General features: G+C 40.8%; 17 protein-coding genes. 5 read left to right on the plus strand and 12 right to left on the minus strand.

Annotated features, from left to right (window positions below; genetic code table 11):
* The first annotated feature begins 40 nt into the window (after positions 1–40).
* Positions 41–538 (plus strand): ribonuclease E activity regulator RraA, encoded by a 498-nt coding sequence (rraA, locus tag ACERCG_RS07075; protein ID WP_373611347.1) that lies wholly within the window; start codon positions 41–43, stop codon positions 536–538.
* 63 nt (positions 539–601) lie between these two features.
* Here rraA and ACERCG_RS07080 read toward each other — a convergent pair whose 3' ends face one another.
* The 4 genes from ACERCG_RS07080 to menB all read right to left on the minus strand — a co-directional run bounded on the left by ACERCG_RS07080 (position 602) and on the right by menB (position 5,436).
* Positions 602–1,315, minus strand: coding sequence for a tRNA1(Val) (adenine(37)-N6)-methyltransferase (locus ACERCG_RS07080; protein WP_373611387.1), 714 nt, complete (start codon positions 1,313–1,315; stop codon positions 602–604).
* Between the two features lie 49 nt (positions 1,316–1,364).
* The gene (locus ACERCG_RS07085; RefSeq protein WP_373611348.1) at positions 1,365–1,874 is read right to left on the minus strand and encodes a Dps family protein; all 510 of its coding nucleotides are present in this window, start codon (positions 1,872–1,874) and stop codon (positions 1,365–1,367) included.
* 175 nt (positions 1,875–2,049) lie between these two features.
* Entirely contained in the window at positions 2,050–4,452 is a 2,403-nt protein-coding gene (gene mrcB, locus ACERCG_RS07090; protein ID WP_373611349.1) for a penicillin-binding protein 1B, read from the minus strand.
* A gap of 126 nt (positions 4,453–4,578) precedes the next feature.
* The gene (gene menB, locus ACERCG_RS07095; RefSeq protein ID WP_025218073.1) at positions 4,579–5,436 is read right to left on the minus strand and encodes a 1,4-dihydroxy-2-naphthoyl-CoA synthase; all 858 of its coding nucleotides are present in this window, start codon (positions 5,434–5,436) and stop codon (positions 4,579–4,581) included.
* Between the two features lie 185 nt (positions 5,437–5,621).
* Here menB and ACERCG_RS07100 point away from each other — a divergent pair, with 185 nt between their 5' ends.
* Positions 5,622–8,627 carry a glycoside hydrolase family 2 TIM barrel-domain containing protein gene (locus tag ACERCG_RS07100; protein ID WP_373611350.1) on the plus strand — a complete coding sequence of 1,002 codons (3,006 nt, stop codon included), beginning with the start codon at positions 5,622–5,624 and terminating at the stop codon, positions 8,625–8,627.
* Between the two features lie 107 nt (positions 8,628–8,734).
* Here ACERCG_RS07100 and ACERCG_RS07105 read toward each other — a convergent pair whose 3' ends face one another.
* A complete protein-coding gene (locus ACERCG_RS07105) occupies positions 8,735–10,114 on the minus strand; it encodes a patatin-like phospholipase family protein (RefSeq protein WP_373611351.1) in 1,380 nt (459 codons plus the stop codon).
* A 197-nt stretch (positions 10,115–10,311) separates the two neighbouring features.
* Here ACERCG_RS07105 and ACERCG_RS07110 point away from each other — a divergent pair, with 197 nt between their 5' ends.
* Positions 10,312–10,863: an NADPH-dependent FMN reductase gene (locus ACERCG_RS07110; RefSeq protein ID WP_373611352.1), complete on the plus strand. Its 552-nt coding sequence runs from the start codon at positions 10,312–10,314 to the stop codon at positions 10,861–10,863.
* A gap of 69 nt (positions 10,864–10,932) precedes the next feature.
* On the opposite strand, the gene ACERCG_RS07115 is transcribed toward ACERCG_RS07110, so the two are convergent.
* Positions 10,933–11,826, minus strand: coding sequence for a LysR family transcriptional regulator (locus ACERCG_RS07115; protein WP_373611353.1), 894 nt, complete (start codon positions 11,824–11,826; stop codon positions 10,933–10,935).
* 89 nt (positions 11,827–11,915) lie between these two features.
* Here ACERCG_RS07115 and ACERCG_RS07120 point away from each other — a divergent pair, with 89 nt between their 5' ends.
* The gene (locus ACERCG_RS07120; protein ID WP_373611354.1) at positions 11,916–12,977 is read left to right on the plus strand and encodes an NADH:flavin oxidoreductase/NADH oxidase; all 1,062 of its coding nucleotides are present in this window, start codon (positions 11,916–11,918) and stop codon (positions 12,975–12,977) included.
* 87 nt (positions 12,978–13,064) lie between these two features.
* Here ACERCG_RS07120 and ACERCG_RS07125 read toward each other — a convergent pair whose 3' ends face one another.
* Genes ACERCG_RS07125 through ACERCG_RS07150 form a run of 6 tightly spaced genes read right to left on the minus strand, consistent with a single transcriptional unit; the run spans position 13,065 to position 21,681 of the window.
* A complete protein-coding gene (locus ACERCG_RS07125) occupies positions 13,065–16,013 on the minus strand; it encodes a type I restriction endonuclease subunit R (RefSeq protein WP_373611355.1) in 2,949 nt (982 codons plus the stop codon).
* A 10-nt stretch (positions 16,014–16,023) separates the two neighbouring features.
* Complete coding sequence (locus tag ACERCG_RS07130; protein ID WP_373611356.1) at positions 16,024–16,470, minus strand: type II toxin-antitoxin system death-on-curing family toxin; 447 nt, start codon at positions 16,468–16,470, stop codon at positions 16,024–16,026.
* Positions 16,471–17,487: a DNA-binding protein gene (locus tag ACERCG_RS07135; protein ID WP_373611357.1), complete on the minus strand. Its 1,017-nt coding sequence runs from the start codon at positions 17,485–17,487 to the stop codon at positions 16,471–16,473.
* Positions 17,488–17,523: 36 nt separating this feature from the next.
* Positions 17,524–18,810 (minus strand): restriction endonuclease subunit S, encoded by a 1,287-nt coding sequence (locus ACERCG_RS07140; protein WP_373611358.1) that lies wholly within the window; start codon positions 18,808–18,810, stop codon positions 17,524–17,526.
* A gap of 22 nt (positions 18,811–18,832) precedes the next feature.
* Entirely contained in the window at positions 18,833–19,303 is a 471-nt protein-coding gene (locus ACERCG_RS07145) for an ATP-binding protein (RefSeq protein WP_373611359.1), read from the minus strand.
* 29 nt (positions 19,304–19,332) lie between these two features.
* Complete coding sequence (locus tag ACERCG_RS07150; RefSeq protein ID WP_373611360.1) at positions 19,333–21,681, minus strand: N-6 DNA methylase; 2,349 nt, start codon at positions 21,679–21,681, stop codon at positions 19,333–19,335.
* Positions 21,682–21,877: 196 nt separating this feature from the next.
* On the opposite strand from ACERCG_RS07150, the gene ACERCG_RS07155 reads away from it, so the two are divergent.
* Positions 21,878–22,537, plus strand: a complete 660-nt coding sequence (locus ACERCG_RS07155; protein ID WP_373611361.1) for an NAD(P)H-dependent oxidoreductase — start codon at positions 21,878–21,880, stop codon at positions 22,535–22,537.
* Positions 22,538–22,605: the final 68 nt, after the last annotated feature.

The raw sequence follows: 22,605 nt of genomic DNA on the forward strand, positions 1-22,605 counted from the left end.
TTTATACTTGAGCAAAATGACTTAAGAACAGGAGCATATTATGCGTATTGATACCTCTGAGCTTTGCGATCTTTATTCTGATCAAGTTGATGTTGTTGAGCCGATTTTCTCGAGCTTCGGGGGGGCTTCATCATTCTTCGGTAAAATTACCACAGTAAAATGTTTTGAGAGCAACGGTTTAATTGCCGAAGTGCTGGAAGAAGAGGGCGAAGGGCGTGTGTTATTAGTTGATGGTGGCGGTGCAGTTCGCCGTGCATTAATTGATGCAGAGCTGGCTCAACTGGCGATGGATAACGGCTGGGAAGGGATTATCGTTTATGGCGCTGTTCGTCAGTTAGATATTTTGGAAAGATTAGATATCGGCATTCACGCACTTGCTCCAATTCCAGTAGGAGCTGATAACACCGATATTGGTGAGGTGGATACCCCTGTTAATTTTGGCGGCGTAACATTCTTCCCTGAAGATTATGTTTATGCTGATTTAACTGGCATTATTCTTTCGCAAGAGTTGTTGGATTTAAACGACATCAGCGAATAAATATTTGCAAAAAAATACCAAAAACCGACCGCTTGTATGGTCGGTTTTTTGTTGGTGAAATCGTTAGAAATTCAAATAAAAATCTTGTGTAAGCTGTTTAAATTCGGCTGTATAGTGATTATTCAGATCATAAATAATCAACACTTTTTGCTCACAAGCGGTCTTTTTTTCTGAAAAACTAACAATTTGTCGTTTAGCGGTTTTACCGACTTTGGTATAAATATGCCATTGTTCGGTGCAACACAAGCCAATTTCGGGGCTTTGTAAAATGAGTTTTTCTGCGGCTTCCGTAGGTAAAATCATAGTAATTCTGCCATTCTCCGCTAACCAGTTTTTTGCTTGCTGTAACCAATCAAAATGATTAGACGTATTCACGGAACGAGCCAGATCTCGTGCTTCACTTCTCGCCGCTAGAGAATCTTCAAAGTAGGGTGGATTACTGACAATTAAATCAAATTTCTGCTCAAACTGTTGTTGCATTACATCGCCTTGTAAAACCGTAATACGATTTGCCCACTCAGAACTTTTAGCATTTTCGACCGCTTGTTGGTAAGCACTTTTCTCAACTTCTAGTGCGGTAATTTGGCAGTTGCCGCTTGTACGTTGTGCAAGCATTATCGCAATTAAGCCCGAACCTGTGCCTAAGTCTAAGATTTGCTGAACATTTTTAACCTGAGCCATTGCCCCAAGCAAAATGCCATCAGTATTGACTTTCATTGCGCATTTATCGTGCTGAATAAAAAATTGTTTGAATTGAAAACCGTTCGACATAGTGATTAAAAAAATAAAACCCCGATAAATATCGGGGTTGAAACCATAAAAATTATTATGAGTTACAAGAACAACCTTGTGCGTAGTCTGAACATTCTGCACAAGCTGCTGTGAACATCCACACTAATTTTTCTTGCTCTTTGATGTAGTCGCTCATTTGAGAGGCTGTACCTTCATCATCAGCATCATTTGCAAGTGCTAAGATTTCACGCTGCTGAGTTAAAAGTGTTTTAAAGCCATCTAATGTACCCCTTAAACACTCTTGTGCTGCAGAAACAGCGATATGCTCTTGAATTTTAGAACGTGTTAGGTATTGGCTAAATGCATTATTTGGCGTATGACCTAAAGTTAAAATACGCTCTGCGATTTCATCAACCTTTGATACTAAGTCGTTATAAATTTCTTCAAATTTCTCGTGTAATTCAAAGAAATTTACGCCACGCACGTTCCAGTGATAACCACGCACATTGGTGTAAAACACTTGGTAAGTTGCTAATAAACCGTTTAACTCATCAGCTAATTTCTTTGTATCTTCTTTATCTAAACCGATATTTGACATTGCCATAATATACTCCTGTTATTAATAATTTATTGTTCAATTAAATTGCCTACCGCTTATTTAATTTGTGGTTATATTACTACTCAAATAGCAAAGTAGCAAATGGTTATAATATATACTTTTAATAGCCAAAATCTATATTAACCTAATATTTAGATGATAATAACTATCAAAAATATTCTTATTCTTGCGGTGCAACTTCTTCGATAGGAATAGATTGCTTATCTTCTGCCTCTTCAGCTTTCGGGTTTGAATTATTTTCTTTCTTCAATGAAAGAGCGTCCCATACACTTGGTTTCGTCGCAACAACTGTGCCTGCGCTGGTACAATAACGTTGCCCTTTATCACGCCATACTGGGATTTGCCTACCGCTATCGCAATTCCAACTACCGTAACTGTTAATCCCTACCCATTGCATCGTATCTAATTTTGGTAATTTATATGCCTGCGGTAAAGCTCGTTCAATATATTGCCTATAAACATATAACGCACCGCTTGAACCGGTTAGATTGGTATCGGTATTGTTATCTTTACCCAGCCATACAGTCGTAACGTGTTCACCATCAATGCCAACAAACCAAGTATCCCTTGCGTTATTGGTTGTCCCTGTTTTACCTGCCAATTTTAACTTGGCAAAGCCATTTTGCAGGCTTCGTGCCGTGCCTCGCTCAACCACTTGCTGCATCGCATACATCGTCTGCACCGCTGCTTCCGGCGGTAGTACTTGCTCACTCGCTTTGCTATTATCACGTTGATAGAACATCTCGCCATTATGGGAAATAATCGCTTCAATCGTAGTTAATGGTGTTTTTAACCCTTCATTTGCAATCACTTGGTAAGAGCGTGTTACATCATAGGGTGAAATCGAATAAGAGCCTAACAAGGTTGATGGATATGGCGGAATTTCAGCAGTATCCCAGCCCATCTCTTTTTGTTTGGCGATCACTTTCTTTAACCCCACTTTCATACCGATATTAACGGTTGGAATATTCAGTGAACGAACGAGAGCGTCCATAAACATTACCGAGCCGCTAAAACTGCGGTCATAATTTCGAGGTGTCCAATAGGTTGAGCCAACTTTAATTGAAATCTGTCTGTTCTGAATTGGCGTATTTAAGCGGAAAAGTTCCGGTTGAGCTAACGCAATCGCATAAATAGACGGCTTCACCAGAGAGCCGATCTGACGTTTAGACTGAATGGCACGGTTAAAGCCGGCAAATTGGGTTAAACGGTCGCCCACAATTGCACGCACTTTACCTGTACGGTACTCAGCCACCACAATCGCAGATTGCAGATCGCTAACTTTCTTATTGTTCGCTTCTAAATCTTCTAGGCCATTAATCACCGCTTGTTCCGCTGAACGCTGCTGTTTGCGATCTAAGGTGGTGAAAATTTTCGTGCCGGAAAGTTGAGCCGCTTTCACTTCACCCAACTCATTTTTCAAATCACGGGTTAATGCCTGCATAAAGGCAGGCTGTTCACGGTAAATCGTGCCTTTTTCACGCACATTTAATGGGCGAGTGCTTAACAGCTCATAAAGCTCTTGGTTAATCACTTGATGTTCAAGCAATAAACGCAACACCACATTACGGCGTTCGGTTGCACCTTGCGGATTTCGCCACGGATTATAAAGAGATGGGCCTTTTACCATACCCACTAATAAAGCGATTTGATCTAAGCTAATCTCTTGAATCGGGCGACCAAAATAGAATTGGCTTGCGAGTGCAAAGCCGTGAATTTGATAGCTACCATTTTGCCCTAAATAAATTTCGTTTAAATAAGTTTCTAAAATATGGTTTTTTTCATAGCGGAAATCCAAGATCACCGACATCAAGGCTTCATTGATCTTACGCACGAGCGATCTTTCGTTAGTTAAAAACAAGTTTTTAACCAACTGCTGAGTTAAGGTACTACCCCCTTGCACCGTTCTGCCTGCCTGATAGTTTGTGACTAACGCACGGGCAATCCCGATCGGGCTGATACCATCGTGCTGATAAAAGCGGCGATCTTCGGTTAAAATCAGCGATTCAATCAACAAACGAGGATATTCTTGCAGTTTTAACGCTTGGCGTTCTTCATCGCTATCAGAATGCAGCATTGCCAACAGTTTTGGATCTAAACGAAACTCTTCGATCAACTTACCCTGCACAAGATCTTCGATGTACGTTAATTTGTCATCTTTAAAGGTTAAACGCAGCACACGCTGGGCTTCGGGCGTTTCAGGGAAAGGGAAAGCACGGCGGAGCAACACTAAACGATTTTCCTCAATTTTGAAATCGCCCGGTGTGGCAACCTGTGAAACTTGACGATAGCCATTATCCAACAACGCCTGTTTAGCTTGCTCAAGAGTTAAGCCATCTTCAATTTTAATGCTTTCAATACGAGCATACACCTCAGCAGGCAATTCCCAAACCTGCCCGTCCATTTTGCTACGGATTTTACCGTCTAGGTAAATGCCATAAAAAGCAACACTACAAGCCCCAATCAAGCCAAGTTTGAATAGGGTGGTAAGAATGTAGCTTCTCTTTTTCGGCTTACGTTCAGGCTCTTCTTGGTGATGTTCGTTTAACTCAACGTCTGACATAAAATTAACTGGTAGGTGCGAGTCCTGTGCCCACCCAATAAACAAAATTTCGGGCGGGCACAGGACCCGCCCCTACAGATATTGCAAAAACCTATAAAAATTTGACCGCTTGTATACTTGTATCAATTACGGATTACGGCGAAATTTGCTGAAATCTGGCTCACGTTTTTCGTTAAACGCATTACGCCCTTCTTGACCTTCTTCTGTCATATAGAACAACATCGTAGCGTTGCCCGCTAATTCTTGAAGACCTGCTTGCCCATCGCAATCTGCATTTAATGCGGCTTTTAAGCAACGTAAAGCGATTGGGCTGTTTTGTAGCATTTCACGACACCAACGCACGGTTTCTTTCTCTAAATCAGCATAAGGCACAACAGTGTTTACTAATCCCATATCTAACGCTTCTTGAGCATTGTATTGACGGCATAAGAACCAAATTTCACGGGCTTTTTTCTGACCAACAAGGCGAGCCATATAGCTTGCCCCCCAGCCGCCATCAAATGAACCCACTTTCGGACCTGTTTGACCGAATTTCGCATTATCCGCAGCAATGGTTAAATCACATAACATATGTAGAACGTGTCCACCACCGATGGCATAACCTGCCACCATTGCCACCACAGGTTTCGGACAAGTACGAATATCACGTTGAAAATCCAATACGTTTAAGTGATGCACACCGCTTTCATCTTTATAGCCGCCGTAGTCGCCACGCACTTTTTGGTCGCCACCTGCACAGAACGCATATTCGCCCTCGCCTGTTAAAACGATCACGCCGATCTTTTCATCAAAACGAGCGTCAGAGAAGGCTTCGATCATCTCTTTTACCGTGTGCGGACGGAAAGCATTACGCACTTCAGGGCGGTTAATAGTAATTTTTGCGATACCATCGGTTGATTTATGGTAACGAATATCGGTGTAGCCTTCGCTGTGGTCTACCCATTCCACCGGTGCATATAAAAATTCTTCGCTTGGATATAACATTGCTTAATTCCTTCAAAAAATAGTCAAAAAATTGATGTGATTATAGCGGAATTGGAGGGAAAAGAAAATTTGTCTACGATCCTTATTTTTTGTGATCCCCCTCACAATTCCACACATTACTCATTGCCCTATTTTATAACTGAATTAAGGTATTAACATTTATGTTTTTTGATAATGGGGCTTTTATGTCGTTACCGAATTACTACCAAGATCCAAATGTGCTACACATTAATCGCATTCCGCACCACGCTTATTTTATTCCATTTCAAAAAGGGCAAACGCCCAACCAATTAGCACGAGAAACATCAAAACACTTTACTTTGCTTAATGACGAGTGGGATTTTAATTTCTACAACAGCCCACACGATCTGCCAGATGATTTTCTCAACGCTACTTTCGCTCACAAAATTCCTGTGCCGTCTAACTGGCAAACAGAGGGCTTTGATGCTCATCAATACACCAACATCAATTACCCGATTCCGTTCGATCCGCCTTATGTGCCGCACGATAACCCTTGCGGTGTTTATCAGCGTGAAATTGCGTTTGAGCCGAAAGCAGGTAAGCGTTATTTACTCAACTTTGAGGGGGTGGATTCCTGCTTGTTTGTGTATTTGAATGGCGACTTTGTTGGTTACGGGCAAATCAGCCACAGCACCAATGAATTTGAGATTACAAAGTACCTTAAGCAGGGCAAAAACAATCTTGTGGTGGTCGTCTTGAAATGGTGCGATGGCAGTTATTTGGAAGATCAAGACAAATTCCGAATGTCGGGCATTTTCCGTGATCTGTACATTTTGGAACGTGAGAAAAATTACCTGCAAGATTTCTTTATTCAATATCAGCTTAGTGAAGATTTAACCCAAGCGAATTTGAGCGTAGAAACCCTATTTTCCAACCAGCCCGAAGACGTGCATTTTCAACTGTTTGATCCACAAGGCAACCTCGTTTGCGAGCAAACAAGCGGTCATTTTTTTGCAGAAATTTGCAACTTAGCGTTATGGAATGCGGAAGATCCACAACTCTATACGTTACGCTTGAGCTACCAAAACGAAATCATCGAACAGAAAATCGGCTTCCGCCAAATTCGGGTGGAAAATGGCGTGCTGTTATTTAACAACAAACCGATTAAATTCAAAGGGGTAAACCGCCACGACTCCGACCCCGTAACCGGCTATGCCATCAGCCGTGAGCAAGCATTAATCGATTTACGGTTGATGAAAGAGCATAACATTAACGCCATTCGTACCGCTCATTATCCAAATTCCCCTTGGTTTACCGAGCTGTGCGATCAACTGGGCTTTTATGTGATTGCCGAAAGCGATATTGAATCGCACGGCTCGAGTGCAGTTTATATCGAAAGCCCTGAAAACAGCATTTTCCTCAACGTACCAAACCCGAACAAGCAGGAAGAGATTCGCCAACAAGCGGTCGATAATTTCTGTTATTTTGCAAGAGATCCTGATTTTAAAGCAGCAATTTTAGATCGCAACATCGCCAATGTGGAGCGAGATAAAAACCGCACTTCTGTGATTATTTGGTCTTTAGGGAATGAGTCGGGTTTTGGCGAGAATTTTGAAGCGGCGGCTCGCTGGGTAAAAGAGCGAGACGCGAGCCGTTTAACCCATTATGAAGGCTCAATCTATCAGTATTCCGCTTATCAAAACGATTTATCGAACTTAGATTTATACAGCGAAATGTACCCTAGCACCGAAAGATTAGACGAATACTTTGCCGACCCAGCAAATCGCAAGCCGTTTATTCTGTGCGAATATTCACACGCAATGGGCAATTCCAACGGCGATATGGAAGATTATTGGCAAACTTTCCAGCAATATTCAGGAGCGTGCGGTGGTTTTGTGTGGGAATGGTGCGACCACGCCCCACTTCTGCCAAATTCTGATAAATACGGCTACGGTGGCGATTTTGGCGAAACCTTGCACGATAGCAATTTCTGTATGGACGGCTTAGTTTCACAACACCGCATTCCGCACAGTAATTTGCTTGAAGTGAAAAATGTCAATCGCCCTGTACGAGCAGAGTTAAAAGCGGGCAAAATCTGGCTGAAAAATCAGTTAGATTTTACCAATCTTGCCGATTACCTTACCGTTCATTACACGTTCAGTGAAAATGGCGAAACCACTCAGCAGGGGCAGTTATTGGTAAATTGTGAACCAAATCAGACCGCTTGTTTAGCCCTAGATTTACCTCAACCAAACGACAAGTTGCAGCTTTTAACCCTTGATTATCGCTTGAATGACAGCATGGCATTATTGGCAAAAGAGCATCATTTAGGATTTGATCAAATTATATTAAATGACAAAACGGTCAAACCTGCATTAAAAGCACGCCCACAAGCGGTCATTTTTGTGCAAAATTTTGCAAATGAATGGCAGATCCAAAATGACGAATACCGTTACACTTTCGATAAACGCAAAGGGATTTTTAAATCCATTGAAAAAAATGAAGAGCCGATTATCGAGCAACCGCTTGATTTCAATCTCTGGCGAGCCCCAACCGATAACGACCGCTTAATCCGAGAATTTTGGCAAAAAGCGGGTTACGATAAATGCTACACCCGAGCTTACCATTCAGAGCTTACCCAAGATGAAAACGGCGTTACTATTGTGGCGGAATGTGGCATTGTAGCAACGGCACAAAGCCGAATTTTAACGCTGGAGGTGGTTTATCGTATTTCGCTCACGGGAGAAATTAAAATCAGCGTTAAAGCCAAACGCCCAGCCCATTTGCCATTTTTACCTCGTTTTGGGCTGCGTTTCTTCCTCAACAAAACCGATAACCAAGTGGAATATTTTGGTTATGGCGAGCGAGAAAGTTATATTGATAAACACCATTTAGCGAAGCTCGGCATTTATCAAATCAATGCGAGAGAAAACCATACGGATTATCTCAAACCGCAAGAAAACGGCAGCCATTTCGGCACGCATTATGTGAAAGCAAAAGATCTCGCTATTGTGGCGGAGCAGCCGTTTAGCTTTAACCTCTCGCCTTATACGCAAGAGGAATTAACCTCAAAAACCCATAGCTATGATTTGCAAGAAAGCCGTTCAACGATATTGTGTGTGGATTACAAAATGAGTGGTATCGGCTCAAATTCATGTGGCCCGAGCTTGAAAGAACAGTATCGATTAAATGAAACAGCGTTTGAATGGGAAGTGAAAGTTATATTGTAACGTAACTACTATGAGGGGCAAATTGCAATTTGCCCCTTCGATCTTTTCTGATAACAATATGTCTTATTGTAAAGCATTCACCGCTTTTTTATAGACCTCCGATTGTTCTAATAAAATGCGAGCTGATTCGCGCAATTTATCAATATCTTTCTCTGGCAAATAAAAAGAAGTTGGAATGTTNGAGCTGATTCGCGCAATTTATCAATATCTTTCTCTGGCAAATAAAAAGAAGTTGGAATGTTCAGTACCTCTTTTTTCAACTGACCATCAGGCAGCTCTTTTAAGCCCAAATTAACAAAAAACATCTCAATTTTGGCTTGCTGTCCGTTGGCATATTCATTCCAACTATCGCTAAATTGGCTATAGCGTTGGAGATTAATTTGTGTAGTGCTATCAATGGGAACATTGATAATCGTATTAACCACATCTTTCAAGCCGGGAACATTCGCAGATTTATCAATTTCACTTGATACTTCATTTTGAGCATTCACGTTAATCACAACAACATTTTTGACACCCAGCTCGCCAGCTCGTTTATACATATCTTCAATGCCGATAGTATCTGAAGCATCTAGCACAGAAGCTAAACCTAAATTATCTGTTAGTCCGCCATCAACTAAATGGATAAATGGGCGTTCTTTGCTATCTTGGTAAAAACTCAGGGTATGCTCTGTTTCTTCAATTTGCTTGGTAGTTAAACCATCAACTACTTTCTCTTGCTCAATGAAAGCTTTAGGCAAGTTGAAATTGCAATTCCCACCATTGTTATTGAGTGTGAGTGGGGCAAAAATCAGCGGAACAGAACTTGAAGCCGCTACTGCTCGAGCAATTTCTAAATCATTTAAGTTAAGGCAAAGTCCGTCAAAGGTTTCTTGAGTAAAAGTCAGTTGCTGACCGATATTCATATCCGTTGCACTGATGACTGCAAACGGTCCTTTACGATTTCTCACTAAATCACCAAATTTTTTGCCTTTATAAAGGGTTAAATTAAAACGTTCTTGCAGTAGATCTCCTCGCCCAAATTGAGGCGAGCTCAAACGAGGCAAATTGGAAAGTGAAAATACTTCGGTAAGAATACCTTTCTGGAAATTTGATTTTAAAAAGTTATTCGCAAACTTAGGGATAATCGCTTTCCCTTCCAACGCAAAATAAGTGGCTAATACCGAACCGCCAGACACACCAAAGGTCATATCAATATTATCGAATAATGTGTCCCCTTTCTCCGTGCCTTTCATTTTGGCTTTTTGCAATTCCTCCAACACACCATAGCCAAGTGCTGCCGCCCGTGTGCCACCACCTGAAAACATTACCATAATAATGTTGCCATCTTTAGCACCTTCTTTTAAAACGTTCTTTTGGCGGTATCCGCTCTCAAGATTAACCTGTTTAATGGTATCCACAGGTTTATAAGTAACCAAACTACAGGCAGATAATGTTGTTATTACAGCTAACATTGAAATAGATTTTATTTTCTTTAAAACTGACATAAAGACCTCTACACTAATCCCTATAAATTATAATGTTTTTTAATGCTAGCGTTAATGCAAGCGGTCAAAATTAGCTAAAAATTTGCAATATTATTTATTATGAGTAAAGAGTAACTTTCACTAGATGGGCTTTATTCTATAAACAGAAAGGGATAGAATAGCCAAAAATTTAGTTACTCTTTTAAGGAATTTATAAAATGGCAAAACAAATTGCAGTATTAATTGGCAGCAACAGCAAAACTTCATTTAGCAAATTAACAGTTCGCCACTTACAAAAAATGGCACCGGCAAGCATTCAATTGAACATTGTTGAAATTGCAGATTTACCCCTTTATGGCCGTGATTTAGACGAAAACAGTCCGGCACAATATACCCGTGTGCGTGAAGCGGTGGCAAATGCAGACGGTGTTTTATTCGTTACCCCTGAGCACAACGCAGGCATTTCAGCAATGTTAAAAAATGCAATTGACGTTGTTTCTCGCCCAATGGGTGAAAGCAAATGGCTTGGTAAACCGGCCGGTATTGTAACTGTAGGTGCAAGTGCAGGCGGCGGTGTGCGTGTAGCAGATCAAATCCGTGCTATTACCTCTGGTGCATTCGTTAATATGCCTACTCTACCCTTTGCATTAAATGTAGGTAACCTATTCGGAGGCGTATTTGCAGAAGATGGTGAAATTGCAAATGAGGCATTAAAAGGCTCAATGCAGGGCTTTATTAATGCTTATGCTGATTTTGTAGAGAAATTTTAATCTTTTAACAATGAAAGCCGTTTATCGCCAAAAAGGTAAGCGGCTTTTTAGTACATAAAATAAAAAGACCTATCGCATTACATCTTTCAAAATATCCCTTAGCCAACGATGAGCAATATCTTGCTCGGTTCGTTCATGCCACGCCATCATCATCGTAAAACCTTCCACCTCAATAGGCGGTGCTTGCAAATGCACGTTTGGTAAAGTTTTGGCTAAATGTTCAGGCAACACAGCCACTAAATCTGAGCCTTGTAACAGTTGTGGCAGAAGTGAAATATGATTCACCGAAACCATTACCCTGCGTTGTTTGCCCAATTTTTGCAAGGCGATATCTGTTGCCCCACTAAATTCACCGCCGTTGTAAGAAAGCATTGCAAAAGGCAGATCACAAAACTGTTCTAAGGTGAGTTTTTTATTGGCAAGAGAATGGGTATGGCTCATTGCACAGAGATAACGTTCTTCATACAGCACCGTTCTTGGCATATCTGCACTTAAATGTTGCTGGCTCACCAATGCTAAATCAATTTTATTCTGCTCAAACAGCGTTTTAATATTCTGTCCTTGTACAGGCAATAGTGCCACCTGCACATTCGGCGCAAGGCGACGAAGACGCAAAATCAACGGTAGAGCGATAATTTGCTGCACATAATCCATTGCGGCAATACGGAGTGTCATTGTCAGTTTTTCCGGCTCTAACTTCGGTGGTTGTAGCATTGTGTTAATTTCTTGCAAAATTTTTCGAGCCGTCTGCCCTAGTTGCAATGCCCGTTCGGTAGGCTGCATACCGTGTTGAACCCTAACAAATAGCGTATCATTAAAACTCTCTCGTAGCCGATTTAAAATCCCACTCATTGCAGGCTGGGTAACCGAAAGACGCTTCGCCGCACGGCTGACATTGCATTCATCTAACAAAATCACAAAGGCTTTGAGCAAATTCAGATCTAACGTTCTTATATCATTCATTCTTATACCTTAATATCAAAATAATCAATTTGAAATGATAATATGATTTCACTACCATATCATCTGTTTTTTCATAGGAACCCTTAGATATGGCAAAATTTAGAAAATTATTTACCCCGTTTAAGATTAAAAACCTTGAACTCAAAAACCGTGTGGTAATGCCGCCAATGTGCCAATATTCCTCCACAGACGGCGTGCCGAATGACTGGCATTTTGTGCATTACACTTCTCGTGCGATTGGTGGTGTTGGGCTAATTATTGTTGAGATGACCAATGTCGCAGCCAACGGTCGCATTACCCCAAACTGCTTGGGGCTTTGGAATGATGAGCAAGAGGCTCAATTTAAACGCATTGTGGACAGCGTGCATTCACACGGCTCAAAAATCGGCATTCAAATCGCCCACGCAGGTCGTAAAGCCCAAGATGAGCCGAATGCCGTTGCCCCAAGTGCGATTCACTATGGCGAGCTGGATTATGCGGGGCAAAATCTGATTACCCCTCGTGAATTAACCACAAAAGAAGTGAAAGAGTTGGTGGTTTCTTTCCAAAATTCGGTAAAACGAGCCGTCGATGCAGGTTTTGATACGATTGAACTTCACGCCGCTCACGGCTATTTAATCCATCAATTCTATTCACCAAAATCCAATAAACGTACAGACGAATACGGCAAAGACCCAATGCTATTTGGTGAGCAAGTGATTAAAGCCGCCAAAGAAGTAATGCCGGCGGATATGCCTCTGATCGTGCGTATCTCTGCACAAGAGTACGGCAAAGACGGCTTTGACAGCGATTATGGTGTTGAAGTAGCTAAACGCTTTGCGGCGGCTGGGGCTGATGTGCTTGATGTCAGTGGCGGCGGCGATGGCGTACTGCACGCAGGCAACCACCCAGAGTTCTACGCAGGCTACCAAGTTTACCTTGCAGAAAAAGTGAAAAAAGCGACCACTTTACCGGTAATTGCAGTGGGTATGCTGGACAATCCGGAAGTTGCAGATCACGTGTTAGGCGTAGAGAGTGCAGACTTAGTCGCCATCGGACGAGCATTACTGCGTGATCCGTACTGGGCATTAAACGCTCAATACAACCAAAACGCCGCCAACAGCTCAGAAATGCAATTTTTCCCATTCCAATATCAGCGTGGGTTTATGTAAATTGTGAATGAAAAAACACCGCTTGTAAGGATTTGCAAGCGGTGTTTTTTATTGATAAATTTGCAATATCAAAGTTGATATTCTTCATCACATTGATGACATTACAGCTCGCTGAAAATCCTTAATCAATGCTCTTTGGAAGGCTGGATCTTTGATGAACTGCTTATAAAAGTCCATCTCTTGCTCTCGGCGATCTCGCATTACTTGTTTTACAATATCACCAAAAATATCATCACGCAAAGTCGTATCTTGAATGGCTAGATATTTGTGCTGAAAATCTTGATGCTGCTTGATTTTCTCAATAATGTTCACGATGCGAACTCGTCTATCCTCAGGTGTCTCTCCCCAACCGTCAAACCAGCGTTCATTAAAGGCCTTAACAATGTTGTCCAGCTCGTCTTTCTCTTCATCTTCTGGGTGCGTGCCGTGTACGGTGCTGTTGCTTGGGGTGAATGTGCCCGTTTCGTCCGACAGTTGAATTGCTCGATTCTCTTCTGAAACGGCAAGTGCATATGAGCTTAGTTCCACTTTTTCTAATAAATCATCGATGACTTTATCATCGTCAGAGACATTGAGTTTTGGAATAAGCAGCTTTAAGAACCAGTAACGTTTCTCCCAAGCAGCATTTTCAAAAGCGATAATGCTCGCCATTTGATTGTACACTTTGACAAACTGCTTAGCCTTAATCTTATATTCGACTTTTTGTAGACGCTCCCAGGCTAATTCATGATCGAAACGATCAACACAGACTTGATTTAAAGCTTGTAACTCATTCATATCCGCACCAGCAAATAGCCTATTAACAAAATGCTCCATTTCGGCCAATTCATAGACGCCTGCCTCATCTAACTCATGTTGTAGATCGTGCAGAATGTTGATATCTGTTTCGCCTAAGAGTTCAGTTTGAGTATAAAATGGCTCAAAAGCAATTTGAATATCTTTGGATTCATTAAAGAAATCCAAGACGAACAGATCTTCTGAGGTTTTGCCGTATTTGGGGGCACTTCGGTTAAGACGAGAGAGTGCTTGTACACATAATACGCCAGCCAAAGGCTTATCAATATACATTGCACACAGCTTTGGTTGGTCAAACCCAGTCAGATATTTATTCGCCACAACCAAAATGCGGTACCCATCGTCATCAAATCGTTCTTTGGTCTTGCTTTCTTCAAAACCATTCATCTGGCTTTCCGTGTATTTTATGCCGCTGATTTCCTTTTCACCGGAGAATGCGATGAGAGCCTTGAATGGATTACCTATCTCTGCCAATAGCTCATTAATAGCTTGGTAATAGCGAATCGCCATCTCGATGTTTTGGGTAATCACCATAGCTTTGGCTTTGCCTTTTAGACGCTTAGTTTGAGCAACACGATCCATAAAATGCGACAGCATAATATCCGCTTTCACCAGAATACTCTGCTCGCTTTTTTCAACAAAGGCTTTTAGGCGTTGCTGAGCTTTTTTGCTATCAAACTCAGGATTATCTGTAATGCTTTTTTGGATCTCATAGTAGCTTTGATAGGTGGTGTAATTGTGCAGCACATCCAAAATAAATCCTTCCTCGATGGCCTGTTTCATCGAATATAGGTGAAATGGCTTAAAGATAGGCTTATCCTTTGGGGCGCAAGCGGTCTGTTTTTCACCAAACTTTTCCAAAGTGCTGTTTTTTGGTGTTGCAGTAAAGGCAAAGTAAGAGGCATTGTCTCGCATCTTGCGTGATTGCATCGCATTTACGATCCAATCTTGTGCATCACTTTCTTCAGAGCTTCCCATTGCTCGGTTCATATTATCGTGTGCTGAGCCTGATTGTGAACTGTGCGCTTCATCGATAATAACGGCGAATTTTTTATCACTCATATTAGCAATGCCATCGACAATGAAAGGGAATTTTTGAATGGTGGTAATGATAATGCGTTTGCCATTTTCCAGTGAGCTTTTTAGATCGGCAGCACGGTCGGCGTGGGCGATGATGTTCTTAACGCTTGAAAATGCTCGGATATTATCACTGATCTGTTTATCTAGCACTTTACGGTCGGTGACGACAATCACCGAATCAAAGACAGGCTTATCGCTGTTTGCATAGATCTCAATTAGCAAGAATGCCAACCAAGTGATTGAGTTCGATTTACCTGAGCCGGCTGAATGCTGAATCAGATAGCGTTTGCCCACCCCATTTTGTGTTACATCAGCAACCAGCTTACGCACGACATCAAGTTGATGATAGCGAGGAAAATATAATGTGGCTTTATTCAGATCTTTTTTGCGTTCGTCATCAAACTCTAAGCGGGCGAAGTGCAAGATAATGCCAGCAATACTCTGTTTTTGGAAAATCTCTTGCCATACATAGGCCGTCTTAAAGCCATTCGGGTTTAGTGGATTACCTTTTCCGTTATTATTACCCTTATTAAAAGGGAGAAAAACGGTACTGTTACCGGCAAGCTTGGTGGTCATATAAGCTTCTTGGGTATCAATGGCAAAATGCACCAATGCTCGGGCGGGCTGAAATAAAGCTTGGCTTGTATCTCTGTGGCGATATTGTTGCTTACCGTGGTAGTTGCTTTGCCCCGTCCATTCGTTTTTAAGCTCCATTATGGCGAAAGGCAAACCATTGATAAACACCGCCATATCCACAGTTTTTTGACTTTGGGTGGAATAAGGCACTTGACGCATTATGCTAAATCGGTTTTTATAGAATTTTTCGGCAATGCTTTTGGGGCTATTGGTAAGTGGTGGTACATAAAACAAATCCAAATGCACATTACCCACATCTAGCCCTTTTTTGAATAAATGCAACACACCTTCTTTTTTCCAAATATTGTCCAAACGGGCAAGGATTTTGGCTTGCCAATCGTTGGGATTTAAGCGGATAAAATCGTCCAATTTATCTTGCTGACTGTCCGCCAAAAACGCCCAAAAATTGGCTTCATCAAGGGCAAATTGGGCATTAAAATTGCTCGGATTGGCTTTGATAAAACCTTGATTTAACAAATCTTGCTCAATGGCGTTTTCAAAATCTTTTTCTTGGGTGCGGAACATCGTGTTTCTCCTAATCTTGAATGGCACAAATTAATTCGTATTTTAAATTTTCAGAATATTCATCTTCATTTTCAATAATGGAAGTGATGAGTTTGCATAAAAGTTCTTTGGAAATTTTGCTTTCAGCCAGCCAAACCACAATATTTTCCATTTCTAATACAAATTTTTTCACACAATAGTCATAACCGTTTAATTCCAAAAAATATGCTCCAAGCACCAAGCTAGACCGTTTATTGCCATCGCAAAAAGCGTGTAATTTGTTGATGGAATACATTAAATGCGTTAATTTGTCTTCAAAAGTGGGGTAATACCAATCGTTTTGAATGTGTTCTAGCACGCTTTCTAATTTGCCCGCCCCGTCAGGATAAACCCCTGCCAATCCGCCAGAGTGTTCAATAATCCAATCGTGAGTTTGTATAGCGTGATGGACATCAAAATATAAGATTTCAATATCCATTTATCTGTCCTTTAATCGCTTTAATACAGCCAAAGTTTCAGGGGCAGAGAGTTGTTCTTGTAATGAACGACTTTTTTCACCTAAAAATTTCTCAAAATCGCCCTGTGGTACAGCTTGAATATATTGTTCCAATTTTTGATGTAGCGCATCTCTAAATGCCAAGTCTCGGCTTGCCATTTTGCTTCTAGCCATCATTATGTGGGGGTAATTAAATGCATTATTTTCGGCTTGAGAAATCAGCTCATCTAATTCTAACGGAGTTAATTTTCTCCCTAGTTGTTCAGATTTTTCTTTCATTTGAGTGGCTAAACCATTCTCAAAACTGCCAATGACTTGCAAAACTTCAGAATACATTGTATCCCTCACATTGTCTTTTTTAGCAAGGTCTAAGATTTTTTTATATTCTTGGGCATTTTCACAAAAAATGGCTTTATAAATTTTATTGGTATAAATACCATACTTTGTATTACCCATTTCTAAATAATGCTTTAATGCATCTGTAAACTGTTTTCTATACACATCTTCACTGTATGCTGTTAGCAAATAATCACTATCTCGCTGATTGATGTATTTAGTATTTCCTCCTGTTTTTTGGGCAATCACATCAATGACCATATCTAGCATTTTAGAACGAATAAATTTTGCTCTCTCACTTTCGGTTACTAACATCGCCAGATTTAACACAGCACGAAAACTAAAAATCCCCAAAGACGGTGCCTTGTTACTGATGTCGGCGAAATTTGTTTCGTCGACATACGCCAACCTTAGGTTTTTCAAGGCTTGCCCCTTAATAACACGATAGCCATTTTTGATAAGCTCATCGCCATTTGATGCGATATAGTTATCAATCGTTCGCTCGGTAATCTCTAAAATCTGTGCAACTTGGGATTTGGTAAATGCAGTCTCGCCTTCAAAGCTCACCCCTCCTAATGCCAAATGTGTTTCTAGCTCACTGATAACATAGGGGTTATTCAACACATTGCTTCTGGCAACGGCTGATGTTGTTAATTCACTCATATACTTTCTCCAATTTGATGTATTTTATTGGGTGTTTTAAGCTGCCTGAATGTGGATTTTCCCCGTAACCGCATCGCTAATCAGTCGTTCTCGGTATTCTTTGAGCAGGCTGATTTGCTGTTCGTGCTGACAAATGGCGGTGTCTATTTGGGCGGTTTTATTGTCCAAAAATTGAGCAATAGCGGTTTGTTCGGGGAGTGGGGGTATAACCACAAATAAATTTGATAATTCAGTAGAGTTAATCGCAGGGTAGCTCATACCTTTTGAATTTACTGTTACTTGAATAGTAAAGGCATCACTTTTTAGCATATTGGCTAAAAATTTATTAGCTATTCCATTTTTGGGCGATAAAATTGCAAAACCAGTCGAGAAAATACAATTTTTAAATTCATCTGTAACAATAGATATGGCTTTCAAATAAGTTCTCACCGTTGAAACAATGGTATCACCAGCTTTTGCTATCCTCCTTGCACGAGAAGGGGCATTTCCAAAGGTAAATTGTTCTACTTTCTCAATACCATTCTCAAAAGAAATACTACCAATATCAACATAATCAATCATTATATTTTTATTGATATTTTCAGGTAAAGTTTGTAAGTTAATATCAGATACATACTTCAACTTCTTAACCTCCCAATGCTCTGGCACATCGCCCAGCCATTCCACACCGCTATTTTTCATTGGCACATCAGGATTTAAACCTTGTGTTACTGCTTGGTTAATGAGCGTTTGGCGATATTCTTTGAGTTTGGCAATTTGCTCGCCTTTTAGGGTAATGGCTTTTTGGATTTGGGTGATTTGTTTGTTCAAAAAACAAGCAGTATCGATTTGCTCGGGGAGTGGGGGAAGTGGTAATTCTAATTGTGCAAAATCCGCAAAACGAAAATCGGTTGAACGCTCACGAATACCTTTTGCCAAAGATTGAATAAAACCTGATAAAGCCAAATTCCTCAAAAAATAAGCATAAAAATAAACATTTACTTGATTATTTAATCTTGGTATGCAGACAGAATAAACAGGGGTAGATTTTCCATCTGCATCTGAAATACCAATAGCACCCGCAAATGCATCCATTGCGTGAATAACCAAATCTCCCTTTCTAACTCCTTGATAACCGTGTTCTTTCAAGGCATTTGTAAATCCCTCTGTTCTTCTATTTGAACGCAATGTTACTTGCCCATCTCTAAAACAAGTAACAATTTCATCATCAGAACGCACCGCTCTTTCCATTTTTTGAAAAAGATATTTTGCTTTTCTTAATTCCCAATGACTTGGAATATCGCCCAACCAAGCGATTTGGGTTGGTTTAGTGGCTGTATTCATTGTGTTTGCTCCTTATCGCTGGTTATGCCCAAAATGGAATGTATCGCATCGCTGTTGTACCTGCGTTGGGGTCATAGGCTTTTATGACACCCGCCTCTGTTGCTTGTTTAATAACACGGCTATTAGTAGCTGGCTGAATTTCTAAAATGACAACGGCTTTTTCTTTGTATTCAAATTCATAAAAAGAAAAATTAATTTTTGGCGATAATTTTTGTAGTAGCCAGCTTTCAAGCTCTTGCTGTTTATGCTTGGTTTGACTTGGCAAAAAAGATGCGCCCAGTACTTCGTGCGTTTTATCATCAACCCCCCACACCATATAAGCTTGTTTTTTACCTAGCAAGGCGGATACATTAGATAATGCTGAAATATTTTCGCCAATCATCACAGGGTCTGCATTATTGTGCTTAAATTCTGCCCATTCTGTCTCTTGGGGCAATTTAATGAGTTCTGCAATCAAAGATTGCCATCTTGAGATTTGTTCGTGTGTGTTCATCTGATCGTTCCAGTTCAGTCAAGCAACAGTCAAGCAAATGACTGGGCATTTGCCCCCAAAATCGCCCCAATCAGCCCATCGGCTTCACGCTCCAACGCCAAAATATCAGCACGGATTTCATCTAGCGTGCGTAGGGTTTTGTGCTGATAAAAATATTTGTTAAAGCTGATTTCATAGCCGATTTTGACGCTGTCTATATCAATCCACGCCTCATCAATGTGTGGCTTAACTTCTGCCACAAAATAATCGTGAATATTTTGATTTAAGGGAATGTTTTCGCTGTCTGATAGTTCACTATTTGTGGCATAAGTCAAATATTCGCCTGATTTGTCTGTGGGATAATAACCAAAATCAGGCAAATGGGTTTGGCTGGTTTTGAGTTTGCACAACAACGCATTTAAGGCTGGCTCATCAAATTGATGGACTTTTTCAATGACTTTTTCGGCGGTTTCGTCATAAACGCTTACCGCATTAAAAAGCGCTTTTTTGTCGCTGGCGGACAGTTTGATTTTTTGGTCTTTAAGCACTTTGTCGGCTTGTTTGATAAAGGCGTTGTAATTTATAAAGATTTGTTCGCCAAAATGTTTTAACAAAGTACAGGCTGCCTGAAACTTTTCTTTGGCTTTTTGCCAAGTCTCGGCGGATAATACTTTGGCTTTGGTTTTGTTATTGAGAGCATAGTCGTTTTGTTCTGCCCAAGCGGTTAATTTATCGGCAAAATTTGCTAAATTTTCCCCATAAACCTCATCGCCAAATTGTTCATACAAAAATTGCATTGGCTCAATCAAGGATTTATCAAAACGCAGGGGTAAAATATTATCGCTCGTCAATTGCACTTTTCTGCGGTCTGGGCGAACAATGCTTACTTTATGATAGCCAAAGTCTTGATTATCAAATACTTGGCTTGCCAATCCATTGGTGCGTGCTAATGGCTGGCACGCCAGATAAATTTGGGTGATTTGCGTGATGTGTTCGCCAGTCAATTCACAATTTTTTTCGCCCAAATTTTTACGCAATTTGGCATAACATTCATTGGCATCAATCAGTTGGACTTTGCCTTTGCGATGTTCGGGCTTATTATTATTTAACAGCCAAATGTAAGTGGTAATACCCGTGTTATAAAATAAATTATTGGGTAATTGAATAATGGCTTCCAATAAATCATTTTCTATCAGATGCCTGCGAATATTGCTTTCGCCACTGCCTGCATCGCCTGTAAATAAACTAGAACCATTATGAACAGATGCAACACGGCTACCCATACCATTTACTGATATGGGTTTCATTTTATTTGCCATTTCCATCAAAAATAATAATTGTCCATCGGAAGTGCGTGGCGTAGCATCATATTGAGTGATATTGCCCCAATAATCGCTTAAATTGACTTTAAAACGGCTATCAATCACCGTTTTACCGTCTTTGATATAACTTTCATCTGATGACCAACTTTTGCCATAAGGGGGATTGGAGAGCATAAAATCAAAAAATTGTCCGCCAAATTCATCGCTTGCCAAAGTAGAACCCACTTTAATGTTTTCAGGGTTATTGCCTTTAATCATCATATCAGATTTGCATATCGCATAAGTTTCATCGTTGATTTCTTTGCCATACAGATAAATGGTGCGGTTAAAGCCCTGCATTGGGTATTTTTCTTCAATAAAGTTTTGGGATTCGGTCAGCATACCGCCACTACCGCAAGCAGGGTCATACACGCTTATCACAGGCGGAATGCTTTGGCTAATTGGGTCAAATACCAAATGGGTCATCAATTCAATGACTTCTCGTGGGGTAAAATGTTCGCCTGCTTCTTCGTTGTTTTCTTCATTGAATTTGCGAATCAGTTCTTCAAACACATAGCCCATTCCCAAGTTGCTTAATGCGGGCAATTTGTTGCCATCTGGGTCGGTCTTTTCAAACGGGGTGAGGTTGATATGTGGAGAGACGAACTTTTCTAGCACATTTAGTAACACACCTTTATTAGACATATGGGCGATCTGGCTACGCAGATTAAAGCGAGTAATAATCTCCTGAACATTCGCTGAAAAACCGTTTAGATATTCATCGAAGTTCGCTAGTAAGTACTGGGCGTTATTGTTGCTATTCTCTTTGAGCTTAAAGAGAGTCCACTTAGATGTATTATAAAATACATAACCGCTGGCACGTTGTAGATCTTCTTCTGGTGCTTCTTCATCGCCCCAAAAGCTTATCTCGTTTAAGACAGCTTGTTTAGTGGGTTCTAATAGACTGTCCAGACGGCGAAGTACGGTCATTGGCAAAATCACATCACGGTATTTGCCTCGGACATAGACATCTCTTAGGCAGTCATCTGCGATACTCCAAATAAAAGAAACAAGCCGGTTGTGAGTGGCGTGGTTCATAATGCTCTCTAATCAAGGTTGGTTTTTGTAGATATTATATATGAAGTAACACATAAAATGGCGGATAAATCGGAGAAATTCTATTAGTCGGTGTTATACCTAGCTATCATAAATATCAATTATTCAAGATATGTGAAATCTTTTATAATAATGCCATTTTCAGGCTTTGAAAGCCCATTACATTTCGGAGAAACCAATGAACTTTTTCAACAAAGAAGACGTGCTAAACGCATTCCACTACCGAGCTTCTAGCCGTTCTTATGATGGTAGCAAGAAAATTCCGGCCGACGATTTTAACTATATTTTAGAATTAGGTCGCCTAAGCCCAAGTTCGGTGGGTTCTGAGCCGTGGCAGTTTATCGTGCTACAAAACCCGGAGCTTCGCCAAGCAATCAAGCCATATTGTTGGGGAATTCCAACGATGGAAACTTCAAGCCATATCGTAGTGATTTTAGCGAAGAAAAACGCCCGTTACGACACTGAGTTTATGATCGAGTCTATGCGTCGCCGCCAAGTAACCGAAGAGCAGCTGCCTGCGGTGATTGAAAAATACCGTACCTTCCAAGAAAGTGACAGCAAGGTGCTTGAAAGCGAGCGTTCACTGTTCGACTGGTGTAGCAAGCAGACCTACCTTGCCCTTGCCAATATGATGACTGGTGCAGCGTTGATCGGCGTGGATTCTTGCCCTATCGAGGGATTCGACTACGATAAAGTGAACGAAATCCTGTCTGAAGCTGGTTTATTCGACCCAGCAGAGTGGGGAATTTCGGTGATGTGTACCTTCGGCTACCGTAACAAAGAGATCCGCAAAAAACTGCGTAAATCGTTCGATGAAGTGGTGAAATTTGTCGAGTAATCGATCTGCAAAAAGTTTAGGAAAAATGACCGCTTGTTAGCCTAACAAGCGGTCTGTTTTTAGGAGAA

This window comes from Mannheimia sp. E30BD, assembly GCF_041807785.1.
In the GTDB taxonomy this organism is placed as follows: Bacteria; Pseudomonadota; Gammaproteobacteria; order Enterobacterales; family Pasteurellaceae; genus Mannheimia.

What these genes read in the sequence shown, in the direction of transcription:
- ACERCG_RS07120 (WP_373611354.1), top strand. Translation starts at nt 11,916, where the DNA reads ATGGCAAAATTTAGAAAATTATTTACCCCGTTTAAGATTAAAAACCTT.
- ACERCG_RS07085 (WP_373611348.1), bottom strand. Translation starts at nt 1,874, where the DNA reads ATGGCAATGTCAAATATCGGTTTAGATAAAGAAGATACAAAGAAATTA.
- ACERCG_RS07155 (WP_373611361.1), top strand. Translation starts at nt 21,878, where the DNA reads ATGAACTTTTTCAACAAAGAAGACGTGCTAAACGCATTCCACTACCGA.
- rraA (WP_373611347.1), top strand. Translation starts at nt 41, where the DNA reads ATGCGTATTGATACCTCTGAGCTTTGCGATCTTTATTCTGATCAAGTT.
- ACERCG_RS07100 (WP_373611350.1), top strand. Translation starts at nt 5,622, where the DNA reads ATGTCGTTACCGAATTACTACCAAGATCCAAATGTGCTACACATTAAT.
- ACERCG_RS07115 (WP_373611353.1), bottom strand. Translation starts at nt 11,826, where the DNA reads ATGAATGATATAAGAACGTTAGATCTGAATTTGCTCAAAGCCTTTGTG.
- ACERCG_RS07135 (WP_373611357.1), bottom strand. Translation starts at nt 17,487, where the DNA reads ATGAGTGAATTAACAACATCAGCCGTTGCCAGAAGCAATGTGTTGAAT.
- menB (WP_025218073.1), bottom strand. Translation starts at nt 5,436, where the DNA reads ATGTTATATCCAAGCGAAGAATTTTTATATGCACCGGTGGAATGGGTA.
- ACERCG_RS07150 (WP_373611360.1), bottom strand. Translation starts at nt 21,681, where the DNA reads ATGAACCACGCCACTCACAACCGGCTTGTTTCTTTTATTTGGAGTATC.
- ACERCG_RS07110 (WP_373611352.1), top strand. Translation starts at nt 10,312, where the DNA reads ATGGCAAAACAAATTGCAGTATTAATTGGCAGCAACAGCAAAACTTCA.
- ACERCG_RS07145 (WP_373611359.1), bottom strand. Translation starts at nt 19,303, where the DNA reads ATGAACACACACGAACAAATCTCAAGATGGCAATCTTTGATTGCAGAA.
- ACERCG_RS07125 (WP_373611355.1), bottom strand. Translation starts at nt 16,013, where the DNA reads ATGTTCCGCACCCAAGAAAAAGATTTTGAAAACGCCATTGAGCAAGAT.
- ACERCG_RS07140 (WP_373611358.1), bottom strand. Translation starts at nt 18,810, where the DNA reads ATGAATACAGCCACTAAACCAACCCAAATCGCTTGGTTGGGCGATATT.
- ACERCG_RS07130 (WP_373611356.1), bottom strand. Translation starts at nt 16,470, where the DNA reads ATGGATATTGAAATCTTATATTTTGATGTCCATCACGCTATACAAACT.
- mrcB (WP_373611349.1), bottom strand. Translation starts at nt 4,452, where the DNA reads ATGTCAGACGTTGAGTTAAACGAACATCACCAAGAAGAGCCTGAACGT.